Annotated in this window: 9 protein-coding genes; 2 read left to right on the forward strand and 7 right to left on the reverse strand. The window is 38.4% G+C overall.

Features of this window, described 5'->3' with window-relative positions:
- Window positions 1-679 precede the first annotated feature (679 nt).
- The 4 genes from MHB53_RS14615 to MHB53_RS14630 form a co-directional block, all read right to left on the reverse strand.
- Window positions 680-2,053 carry a PTS transporter subunit EIIC gene (locus MHB53_RS14615; RefSeq protein ID WP_340919638.1) on the reverse strand — a complete coding sequence of 458 codons (1,374 nt, stop codon included), beginning with the start codon at window positions 2,051-2,053 and terminating at the stop codon, window positions 680-682.
- Between the two features lie 23 nt (window positions 2,054-2,076).
- On the reverse strand, window positions 2,077-2,961 hold the full coding sequence (gene murQ, locus MHB53_RS14620) for an N-acetylmuramic acid 6-phosphate etherase (protein ID WP_340919640.1): 885 nt from the start codon (window positions 2,959-2,961) through the stop codon (window positions 2,077-2,079).
- A gap of 204 nt (window positions 2,962-3,165) precedes the next feature.
- Entirely contained in the window at window positions 3,166-3,348 is a 183-nt protein-coding gene (locus MHB53_RS14625; protein ID WP_340919642.1) for an SE1832 family protein, read from the reverse strand.
- A 148-nt stretch (window positions 3,349-3,496) separates the two neighbouring features.
- On the reverse strand, window positions 3,497-4,717 hold the full coding sequence (locus MHB53_RS14630; protein ID WP_340919644.1) for a CynX/NimT family MFS transporter: 1,221 nt from the start codon (window positions 4,715-4,717) through the stop codon (window positions 3,497-3,499).
- 116 nt (window positions 4,718-4,833) lie between these two features.
- Between MHB53_RS14630 and MHB53_RS14635 the strand changes: the two genes are divergently transcribed.
- Entirely contained in the window at window positions 4,834-5,811 is a 978-nt protein-coding gene (locus MHB53_RS14635) for an NAD(P)H-quinone oxidoreductase (RefSeq protein WP_340919646.1), read from the forward strand.
- A 190-nt stretch (window positions 5,812-6,001) separates the two neighbouring features.
- Entirely contained in the window at window positions 6,002-6,817 is an 816-nt protein-coding gene (locus tag MHB53_RS14640) for a YihY/virulence factor BrkB family protein (protein WP_340919648.1), read from the forward strand.
- 147 nt (window positions 6,818-6,964) lie between these two features.
- Here MHB53_RS14640 and MHB53_RS14645 read toward each other — a convergent pair whose 3' ends face one another.
- From MHB53_RS14645 to MHB53_RS14655, 3 genes are all read right to left on the reverse strand, one after another.
- Window positions 6,965-8,350, reverse strand: coding sequence for an L-cystine transporter (locus tag MHB53_RS14645; RefSeq protein WP_340919651.1), 1,386 nt, complete (start codon window positions 8,348-8,350; stop codon window positions 6,965-6,967).
- Window positions 8,351-8,942: 592 nt separating this feature from the next.
- On the reverse strand, window positions 8,943-10,622 hold the full coding sequence (locus tag MHB53_RS14650; RefSeq protein WP_340919653.1) for a methyl-accepting chemotaxis protein: 1,680 nt from the start codon (window positions 10,620-10,622) through the stop codon (window positions 8,943-8,945).
- A 121-nt stretch (window positions 10,623-10,743) separates the two neighbouring features.
- The gene (locus MHB53_RS14655; protein WP_340919654.1) at window positions 10,744-11,664 is read right to left on the reverse strand and encodes a S66 peptidase family protein; all 921 of its coding nucleotides are present in this window, start codon (window positions 11,662-11,664) and stop codon (window positions 10,744-10,746) included.
- Window positions 11,665-11,832: the final 168 nt, after the last annotated feature.

The raw sequence follows: 11,832 nt of genomic DNA on the forward strand, positions 1-11,832 counted from the left end.
CAGTGACTTGTTAGCTGCGCGAGTCATCAGTAAATAAATGCATGTGAGTGGCTCGTAAATGATGTGCGAGAGAACAATCAGAAAAAACGTGTTATTCCACTCGTTTTTTACCCTTTTTATTCCCGCATTTGCATAAAAAAAGGGTTAAAAAGGGGGCCTAGCTCCCTCAGGCTTTCGAGAAAGTACACAACCTTATATTCATTAAGGTACAATACTCGCCACTCGTGGAACACTTAACTAGCTGTACTCCATCTGAAATGGTTTTCTAATTATGAATCACATTACTAGCTATTGAATCACTTTCACCGTATTTTAAGCTATCCTATTGAATAAACTCTAGCCCTGCTCATTCAAATGAATGAATATGCGGTAATTACACATTTATCAGTGATTTTGCTTATGCCTTTGCGTGTAATTGGCCGATTAGCTTCTGTTATGAGCCACTTAGGAAATTTACTGGCCACCAGACTCTTTTATGAGCCACTCAGGGAATTTACTGACCACTCAGACTCTTTTATGGCCACTCAGCGAACTACTTGTAGGGAGTGATTGGGTTTATAAACTCAATTCTTGTTACATTTGGTATTTCAAATAAAAAACCCTCCCTCGAATTTGAACTTTTCGAAAAAGAGGGTTTCTTTACAAGCTGAAGGAGAATAGCACCCTTTTCTGTAACTAGTTAAATTCCGTCCGCCATCTCTTCTTTAAAACCAAACAAGTATGTGAATATGAAACCGAATACATAAGAAAGGAGCAGACCTAGGAAGTAAAATAAATATTTATTATCCGCAATCAATGGAATCAAAGAGACCCCTGATACACCAATTCCGAGTGCAGCCGTTTTCATCACTGCTTGAAATGCACCGCCTACAGCCGCTCCTAAACAAGCAGTGACAAATGGGCGGCCAAGTGGTAATGTTACCCCATATAGCAATGGTTCTCCAATTCCGAGGAAGCCAACTGGGAGACCACCTTTAATAATATTCCGTAGGCGTTTATTTTTCGTTTTAACGAAAATTGCAATTGCTGCACCAACTTGACCCGCACCTGCCATAGCCAAGATAGGAAGCAATGCTGTACTGTTAAATGTCTCAATTAGCTCTAAATGAATCGGTGTCAGACCATGGTGGAGGCCAACCATGACAAGTGGTAAGAAAAAGCCTGCGAGCAATGCACCTGCAAAAACCCCTCCAACATCTAGAATCATATTTAATCCTATAGTGATCCCGTCAGACAATAACCCAGCAACTGGGACAACCGCATAAAGGGAGAAAAAGCCAACAGCCAGCAAAGTTATTAAAGGAGTAAATATAATATCAACTGATCCAGGCATAAACGAGCGAACCCGCTTTTCTACGACCGTCATTAACCATGCTGCAAAAATAACTCCGAATAATCCTCCGCGCCCCACAACGAGTGGCTCTCCATAAATAACGATGTCAGCAAGTAATGGGTTAAACAAGAACGCCCCAGCGATCGCACCCAATACAGGTGTTCCACCAAATTCTTTTGCTGTATTCCAACCTACTAAGATAGCAAGATACGTAAAAATTCCACTTCCTAGTAAGAGTAGGATTTGCATCCATGTCGTACCAATACCATATTCAGCATTTTTTGCAAAGTTTGCCACACCGTTAATGATCCCTGATGCAACAAGTCCTGGAATTAGCGGAATAAAAATATTACCAATTTTACGGAGCAGTTGTTTAAACGGTGTCTTATTTTTTTCTTTTCTATCCATACGATCTAATGCAGCTTTTTCACTAAAAGTAAGATCGCCTGGCAGTGCTTCCTCGCCGATGGTCATCCCCGTTATACTACTCATTTCCGCAGCTACTTTATTGACGGTACCCGGTCCGACGACAATTTGCAGAGTTTCGTCTTCAATCACACCCATTACTCCATCTACCCTTTTCAAAGCGTCCATGCTAACTTTACTATCATCTTTCAATGCTAAACGCAAACGCGTCATACAATGAGAAATCTTTAGAATATTTTCTTTTCCACCAACATAATCTAAAATATCCTGAGCCAGTCTCTGATGTTTTTTCATTTTGATCCCCCATTAAAAAAATATTATATTGCCTTTCGGATAAAACCATCAGCTGAATCTAGCTTTTTTACTGCCTCATTATAAGAACACTTAAGTAGGATCATGACGATTGCAGTTTTAACTTGATATTGAGCATTTTCATAATATTCCTCAGCCATTGCGTAATCGACTTGGGTAGCATCCATAATGATTCTCTTGGCACGTTCAGCCAATTTTTGATTTGTCGCCTGTACATCAACCATTAAATTTTCATATATCTTTCCAATCCCGATCATTGATGCCGTTGAAATCATATTTAAAACAAGCTTTTGTGCTGTTCCAGCTTTTAATCTTGTGGAACCTGTTAACACTTCAGGTCCGGTTTCCACCTCAATAGCAATATCCGCGTACTTACTTATTGCTGCATCTTTATTGCAGGAAACTGCGGCCGTTTTCGCCCCAACCTCCCCTGCATATTGAAGCGCTCCAATCACATAAGGTGTTCTGCCGCTTGCCGCTATCCCAATGACAGTGTCTTTCTCTGTTAGGGAAATGGATTGAAGATCTTTCCTACCTAATTCGACATCATCCTCAGCTCCCTCCACAGCAACCGTGAACGCTTTCATACCACCTGCAATAAAGCCCTGGACCATTTCAGTTGAAACACCAAATGTCGGCACACATTCCACAGCATCGAGTATCCCAAGTCTTCCACTAGTTCCTGCACCTATATAAATTAAACGACCGCCTCGTTTGAAAGAATGAATAACATTTTGAATGACTTGATCAATACTTTCTATTTCTTTAGCAATAACAGCTGGAACGGTACTATCCTCCTTGTTCATTATTTGGAGAATTTCTTTTGTACTCATTTTATCTAAATGCATTGTCTTATTACTTCTTTTTTCTGTAGATAAGTTCTCTAACACAAAATCACCCTCACAAGCTTTATTTCTTGCCTTGATTGTAACTTCTTTAAAATTATATGTCAATCATACATATAAAATTACTAAAATATCATTTCAAAGATATAAAGTGAATCCGATACCCCATCTTAAGTTAAAAATGAAAAAAGTCGCCTATCTGCTTTTCAGCGTTAGATAGGCGACTCGAATCTATTTCTAAACATATTTTTAATGTTCAAGCTCATCCAATTGCTTATTCAATACTCGCAATTCTTCTTCCATCCCTGCCAATTGTTTTTCAAGTGGATGCAAATTACCTTTTACATACTCAAGCTTCTCCAAATCTTGCTGAAGCCTTACATAATCTGTTTTCAAATCGAGAATTTTATATTCAATTTCTTTTCTGCTCATTGTCTTCACCTCTTCATATTTCGTTCTTTGTTGGAAATCAAATAGGGTGTTTATCATTTGGACTTTTCGAACATCCTCTAAGAAGGAAAAGGAATTCCTGTAAAAAAACTACGCCGCTTTTTTAAACATCCTTTAGTAGATATTTGTTTTACTTCTTTAAATGAGTGATTAATCCGGCACCCGCACCAAGACCGGCTATCAGCATAGCTACCGCTATAGACACAAACGTATATAACGGCGCTGTCGAAGAGCCTGTTTGATCAAATAACATGCCAATAAAAATCGGACCAACTGCAGCTAAAAGATAGCCAAGTGATTGTGCCATTCCCGATAATGCAGATGCCTGATCACTACTAACCGTTCTTAATACAAAAAAGGTAAGAGCTAAACTGAATCCTGCGCCTTGCGCTATTCCTATTAGTAGAATCCAAAGTATCGTCAAACTCGCGTTCCCGTCTAAAACCAACCCTATAAAAGCTGTTATATACGTTAAAGCGATGACAATGACAATGCCCCTTTGGTTCTTCACTTTTGTAGCTAGGATAGGTGTAATAAATGAGAAAGGTAAGCCAAAGAGTTGTAAAAGAGATAACATCCATCCACTCGCCGTATCATTTAAACCCTGCTTCATTAGTATTTCAGGGAGCCAGGCGATCACGCAGTAAAATAGAAATGACTGTAATCCTATAAAAAAGGTTACATACCACGCTAGCTTTGATTGCAGTAGGGACGGAAGTGGGGGCGATAATTCGCTATCTGTTTGTAAGTTTTTGGCGCGTCTATACTTACGTACTTGTGGCAGCCAGATAACAAAGGCCGTAATGGCCAAACCAGCCCATACAAGAAGAGCATTTTTCCATCCAAATCCCATATTCACTGCAAGTGGAATACTAATCCCAGATGCAATTGCAGCAAATCCACCAAGCGATGCTGTATATAATCCTGTCATTAAACCGACCTTTGTAGGAAATCGTTGCTTTACAATACCAGGTAAAAGAACATTACAAATAGCAATACCAATGCCTGCAATCCCAGTACCAGCAAAAAGCATAAATGGAAAACCGAGAGAACGCAATACTATCCCAATAGTCAATAATATAAGGCCAAGTAAGATCGCTAGTTCATTACCGAGTCTTTGCCCAATTTTCGGTGCGAGAAATGATAATGCTGCAAAAGCAAGAAGCGGAAGGGTTGTGATTAAACCAGCTACACCATTGGAAAATTCCAAATCAGCTCGAATGAGACCGATCACCGGACCAACTGATGTGATGGCTGGTCGTAAATTGAAAGCAACAAATACAATGCCTATTATTAATAACGCTTGATTTGCTACTGTTTGTTTTGACTGTGCATGTATATCCTTATCCATCTGTTAACCTCATTCATGTTTTGTTTTTCTTAATAAGCTGATATATTGTATTTAAATCCTCTCTCATATACGATAACAGAAATTAATGCTTTTTACATGGAATGGAGCGAATTTACATGAAAGCAATTTTAGTCGATAACAATACAAAAAAATTACATATTGGCGAAACTGAGACACCATCCTTTTCAGAGAACGAACTCCTCATTCGAGTGAAAGCAACTGCATTAAATCGAGCAGATCTTTTACAAAAACGTGGATTATATCCTCCGCCTGTCGGTGCCTCCACTATTTTAGGTTTAGAAATGAGTGGGGTGATCGAAGAGGTCGGTGAACATGTTCGGGGATGGAAAAAAGGCGATCAAGTTTGCGCTCTACTTCCAGGGGGAGGATATGCTGAATATGTGGCTATTCCCGCAGATATGGCGATGCGAATGCCCAAAAATCTATCGTATGAAGAAGCTGCGTCCATACCTGAAGTTTTTTTGACTGCATACTTAAATTTATTTTGGCTCGGAAGATTGAAAAAAGATGAAACTGTGCTTATCCATGCCGGAGCGAGCGGTGTTGGGACAGCTGCTATCCAGTTAGCGAGAGAAGCTGGTGCAAAAGTAATCATAACTGCAGGATCTGCGGAAAAAAGAGAACTTTGCTTGTCCTATGGAGCAAGTATTGCGATCGATTATAAAGCGGGACCTTTTATATCCGCTGTTAATGCGGCGACAGAAGGAAAAGGAGTTCAGCTAATTCTTGATTTTATTGGCGCACCCTATTGGGAACAAAATATCGATTCCCTCGCTATGGATGGGAAATTAGTCCTCATTGGTGTGATGGGTGGATCAAAAGTTGATGGAGTTGACCTTGGGAAACTACTTTTTAAAAGGGGTCAAGTAATCGGCACCGCACTTCGTACCCAGCCTGTCGAGAAAAAAATTTCCTTAACGAGAGAATTCGCTGATGTAGCGCTCCCTACATTTGAAACTGAAACTTTAAGGCCAGTCATTGATTCTATTTGGAACTGGGATAAAGCGAATGAAGCCCACGATCATATGGAAAGAAATAAAAATGCTGGAAAAATCGTATTGCGTGTTAAATAATTTCCCTTTATCCACTAAATTATTTGCTGGGTTTCAGAAGGGTGATTACTTAAAAATCAACTGATTCATTGCACCACTTAGATTTCCAGTTAAGATATTTGGTATTGTGTCTACCATTATAATTTTGTGAGGAAACTTAATTATGATACTTTTGGACAATATATAATTAACGCTTTATGGGAGATGAGTGATGTGTATGGATATTATCTTTACTGTTTTGAAACGATTTTTTACTGATCGCTTCCACGACCAGTCCGCGCAAATGGCTTATTTTTTTATGTTGGCCATTTTCCCATTACTCATTTTTATTGTTTCTTTATTAAGTTATTTGCCAATTTATTCCGGAGATGTACTGGAAATCATCGAGCCGTTTGCCCCTGAAGGTAGTTACCAATTAATTAAAAATACATTAATCAATATTCTCGATCAAAAACGAACAAAGCTTATCTCCTTTAGTTTGATTGCAACTTTCTGGATTGCATCCATGGCTGTTCAGGCGCTAGTCAGAGCGATGAATGATGCCTATCGAATCATAAGAAAGGAACACTTTTTTTCCGCTCTTTTAAAAGATATGCTTTTGACTGCAGTCCTTATGGCTACTTTGGCCATTTCCCTCCTCGTTCCAATTAGTGAAGAAATAGCTCGCGTATTTCTTGCAGATTATCAACATATGCTACCTGGCTACTATCATTGGTGGATCATTGCAAAATGGGCAATTAGCTCGATTTATTTATTTATGTTTTTTATTTTATTATATAAATATGTTCCAAGCACAAAAATTAAACTTTTATCTATTTTTCCTGGTGCACTGTTCGCAACTGCTGGATGGCAGGCTGTTTCTGTTGGTTTTTCCTATTACGTTTCCCTCGCTGATTACTCACAGCTATATGGGCAGCTTGGAAGCATTGTCGTTCTGATGATTTGGTTTTACTTAACAGCTGCTGTGTTACTTACAGGTGCTTTAATCAACGCAGCATATATTGAAAAAAGTCAAAAAGATAAGTGAATTCGTTTCAGCAAGCTCAGGTGGAGTTCTAAAAATCTCTAAGGAAAGACTGGGATAAATAAAGAGGCTAGCTTAAGGAATCGTTGCTTTACGATTCTTAAGTTAGCCTCTTCTTTATTTTCATATAAACTAATTTCAACCTACTTCCTATACTTGTAGATTGCCTTTTGGCTGATTATATACATCTTCGTTAATTTCACCTGTTATTTTTCCTGTCAGTACGCCCGCAGTCATACTTCCACTTACATTCAGCGCTGTTCGACCCATATCAATTAGTGGTTCAACTGAAATAAGTAGTCCAACGATAGCGATTGGTAAATTCAATGAGGAAAGTACGATTAATGCAGCAAATGTGGCGCCACCACCAACACCAGCAACACCAAATGAACTAATTGCAACCATTACAATCAATGTAGCAATAAACGTAGGGTCAAGCGGGTCTACACCAGCCGACGGCGCAACCATGATTGCTAGCATCGCTGGGTATATTCCTGCGCAGCCATTTTGACCAATAGACAATCCGAATGAACCTGCAAAGTTTGCAATCCCTTCCGATACGCCAAACTCCTTATGTTGTGTTTTAATATTTAAAGGTAATGTCCCAGCACTTGATCGCGATGTAAATGCAAATGTAAGTGTAGGCATCGCTTTTCTTATATAAGTAATTGGATTTTGCCTTGCAATTGCTAATAATATAAGGTGGACGATAAACATTGCTATAAGGGCCACATACGACGCAATTACAAACTTACCAAGCTTAGCAATCGCTGAATAATCACTCGTTGCTGTTACCTTGGTCATTAGTGCCAAAACACCATATGGTGTGAGACGTAATATCAACGTTACGACACGCATGACAATCGTATAGATTGTATCAATGATTTTTGCAAAAAATTCCGCATGTTCAGGTTCTTTTCTTCGTACCCCTAGGTATGCGATCCCGATGATAGCAGCAAATATAACAACCGCAATTGTAGATGTAGGTCGTGCTCCCGTTAACTCCATAAAAGGATTTTGTGGAAATAAACTGATAATCTGTTGCGGGATGGTCATATTTTGTACATCCCCTGCAGTCTGTTCTAATTGTGTATTACGAGCCGTTTCAGCTGCACCTTCATTTAGCTCAATTCCTTCAAGCTGGAAACCGAGTGCAGTAATGATTCCAATTGAAGCTGAAATCGCGGTCGTACCAATTAGGATACCAATAACAAGTCCGCTGATCTTTCCTAGATTCTTCGTGAACTTCAGTTTTGTAAAAGCAGAAACAATTGAAATAAACACTAAAGGCATGACGATCATCTTCAGCAATGATACATAGCCACTTCCAATAATATTGAACCATTCAATCGATCCTGTTGTTACATCTGTATCCGTCCCATAGATAATATGAATAGCAAGACCATACAAAATGCCGATCCCTAACGCTGCAAATACACGTTTCGAAAAGGAAACATGCTTTTTTTGCATATAAAACAAACCTATTATCAGTAAAAGTAAAATAGCGATATTTATGATAATAAATAAAGTAGTCATATCAGTTCTCCCCTCAATGAATAAGTCTCTTTTCCAAAAATAAAATCTTAATCTGTATACTATAAGTCAAATAATCCAACTAGTCAAATCGGAATTGATTAGTTATCTAAAGTTACAACTAAAATGTAAATTTTAGCTTTTTGAACAGTATTCCCCTTCCTAAATTAAATACCCTTTAATCGCTCTCCTTCTTAAAAACGTTTATGCCATGAAAGTTTTTGTTTTGTAAAAAAGGGTAAGCTACTATAAAAGAAAGTATTTTTCTTTACCACTATCCTATGGAAGGAATCAGTATATTATGGGAAGATTATCAAAAATTATTCGCGTTACACTTAAATTAGCACCAGTCGTCTATCCGATTGCAAAAAAAATGTTAAACAATCGCAAATTAAATAAGTCAAAAAACCAAAATACAAATAATAAAGACAAAAAAAGGAATCCTTAATTTGCGGATTCCTTTTTGCAATAAAGTATAGGTTTTTAGGCTCCTCGCACGATGCAAATCATAACAGCGTTGCCACAAGACGTGGCGATCTTAACCGAAGATCCATTTTGTTTGTACGCCGCTGAACGGGTGCTTTCGTTTTTCGTGCTATACTTTAAACTTTCTAATAAGGTCATTTAGGTTTGCTGCGGCGGCTGAGAGTGACTCGGCGTTAGCGGAAATTTCTTGCATTGAACTAGTGGACTGTTCAGCGGAAGCAGCGGTTTCTTCAATTCCGGCAGATGTTTCTTCAGATATAGAAGCGATATTGGAAATAGAATCGTTCATTGAACCTGTACGACTAGCTATTTCTTCTAGATCTGATGATATCGTTTGAATTTGTCCAACCACTTGTCCAACTGCTTGACTAATTGATTCAAAGGCATCGCCTGTTGACTCAATCTGTTTGGTCCCAAGTTCAACTTGCTCAAAACTACCTTCCAACGAGCTTACAACATCGCCTGTTTCTTTTTGAATAGCTGATACGATTCCAGTGATATTGGATATGGAACTCGCTACTTGCTCAGCTAATTTTTTTACTTCTCCAGCAACAACTGCAAATCCTTTACCATGTTCTCCTGCCCGTGCCGCCTCAATTGCAGCATTCAATGCCAATAGATTAGTTTGCTCAGCAATATCGGAAATAACCTTTACTAGTTGAGATATCTCGGTTGAATGCCCCTCTAGTCTTTGCACCTTAGATACAGCTTCGTTCACATTTTTATCAATTACTTTCATTACAGATATAGAATCCCTCATTGCTTCATTGCCTTTTTCCGTCAATTCAAGTACTTCCACAGTCACCTCACTAGCTCTATGCCCATGTTCATTGGCATCGTGAATATTATCTGCTAATGCCATCATCGAATCAACCAATTCGGAAGTAGAGGAAGCTTGCCCTTCAGAAGCTAGTGCTAGTTCTTCCATTGTCGTCGCTACCTGTTCGCTTCCCGCATTTACCTCCAGCGATGAGTGACTTAGCTCTTCACTACGATTCGTAACCGATTGTGACACAGCTCCAATTTCAAGGACTATTGTTCTAATTTGTTGATTCATTTCATTTACAGCATGGATCAAAGTGCCCACTTCATCTTTTGACCTTGTTTTCAAGTCATCATTTGTTAAATCACCATCCGCTATTAACCTCATGCGATTTGCAACCCTAACAATCGGACGTGATAAAGAATTGGCCATGTAAAGGGCAACTCCGACACCTATTATAGCGATGGATACAGCAAGAATGGCAATAATCCATGTTGCCCTCATTCCACCTTTTATTACATTTTCTCCATTAATCGTAATATCCTTTGCTCTATTTTGAGCAAAGTCTTTGAATGATCCTCTTACCTGCATACCTACTGGTTCAACAATACTTTTAAAATTTGACCTGGCCATCTCTCTATTTTGATTTTCATAAGGAGAAAAAACTTGATTTTCCATCAACTTTTCCCATGCGCGTATTCTTTCAATCGCTTCCTCTGTTGCAACAGTTGGGAGGATTTTCAATAGCTTTGCTTCTAATTCTCTACTTTCTTCTGTAGCTGCTATGTACGAATTATGATATGCCTTCTGATTATATAAAAGAAAACCACGTACAAATGATGTTCGTTCAGAAATGTTAAGATTTATCTCATCGTAGAGAATCAGTAGTGGTAGGTCTTCTTTCACGACTTTTTCCGACTGTTTATTTGAAGATGTTGTAGAGATAAAACTAGCTACGCCCATTATTAACACTAAACCTATTACAAATAAAAAACCACTCAATATCTTCCCTTTTAAACTTTTCATTTACATCCCCCTATAAACTTCCTGCGTGATATTTAGTTTATTATTTCTTCATATTTATTATTGGAACAATTATATATTATAATTAGGTAAAATAACCCATGACTCAAGAACCGATTATACACTATATATAATGATTCCACAATTGACAATTTGTAGCGTCAATTGTCGTTTTAACCCCGAATGATAACGTAAGCATTGGCGAACAATGCCCTGCTCTAATATTTAATATTGTAGGTTTTCTAAAGGGGGTAAAAATAGATTCAAATATTTCTTCTTTTTTAAAACTTGCTTTACCCGTTACACAATCGGTCCACGTCCCTAATATGATTCCAACAGCGTCAGAAAATTTACAAGCATGGGCCAGTTGAGTGAGCATACGATCAATTTTATAAGGCTCTTCTCCAATGTCTTCAAGGAATAAAATTTTTCCACATGTATTGATTTCAAACGGAGTACCTAATGTACTCACCACAACACTTAAATTTCCGCCAGTTAGCATCCCTTGCGCAACTCCAGGAAAAAGGCAGCCGATCTTTTCTTCGGGAGGGTTATTTATTGGACCAAATGGCTTTCTCCCCAGTAACACCTGAAGTAAGAATTCCTTAGTAAAGTTATTTGCGGTTATTAAATCTGAAGCAGGCATGGGCCCATGAATTGTTGCAAGCTTACTTCTTTGTTGAAGTGCAATATGCAGAGCGGTTATGTCACTATATCCTACAAACATTTTAGGATTCCTAGTAATTAATTCGTAATCAAGTAAATGCAGAATCTGAAGAGTTCCATAACCACCTCGCAAACAAAAGATGGCAGCAATATGCGGATTGGCAAACATCCAATTTAGTTCTTGTGCCCTCATCGTTGCTGGACCAGCCAAGTAACCTCCGTAATTCTCGTAACACGTTGATCCAACTATGACTTGAAAGCCTAGCTCTTGTACGGCAAGAATGGACTGTGCTAATTGTTCCTTATCAACTGGTCCGGCTGGTGCTGTTAAACCGATTATGTCACCAAACTTTAACGTCCTGCCACAATTTAAATGCATGTCACTTCCTCCTTTGGATTCCATTATTATTATATTTAGGCAAATATTATAAAGAACATATCTGAATCCTCTATCGATCGCTATACACTCCCATTTCACAGATTATTTCCGAGGAAATACGACAATTAATTTTCTCCTACTTTTTATGAAAAGGTTAAGATAGAATAA

It is taken from the genome of Bacillus sp. FSL K6-3431, assembly GCF_038002605.1.
Lineage (GTDB): Bacteria > Bacillota > Bacilli > Bacillales > Bacillaceae_C > Lederbergia.

Coding starts and splice junctions, on each gene's coding strand:
- MHB53_RS14625 (WP_340919642.1), bottom strand. CDS start 3,348: ATGAGCAGAAAAGAAATTGAATATAAAATTCTCGATTTGAAAACAGAT.
- MHB53_RS14655 (WP_340919654.1), bottom strand. CDS start 11,664: ATGCATTTAAATTGTGGCAGGACGTTAAAGTTTGGTGACATAATCGGT.
- MHB53_RS14635 (WP_340919646.1), top strand. CDS start 4,834: ATGAAAGCAATTTTAGTCGATAACAATACAAAAAAATTACATATTGGC.
- MHB53_RS14640 (WP_340919648.1), top strand. CDS start 6,002: ATGTGTATGGATATTATCTTTACTGTTTTGAAACGATTTTTTACTGAT.
- MHB53_RS14645 (WP_340919651.1), bottom strand. CDS start 8,350: ATGACTACTTTATTTATTATCATAAATATCGCTATTTTACTTTTACTG.
- MHB53_RS14650 (WP_340919653.1), bottom strand. CDS start 10,622: ATGAAAAGTTTAAAAGGGAAGATATTGAGTGGTTTTTTATTTGTAATA.
- MHB53_RS14630 (WP_340919644.1), bottom strand. CDS start 4,717: ATGGATAAGGATATACATGCACAGTCAAAACAAACAGTAGCAAATCAA.
- MHB53_RS14615 (WP_340919638.1), bottom strand. CDS start 2,053: ATGAAAAAACATCAGAGACTGGCTCAGGATATTTTAGATTATGTTGGT.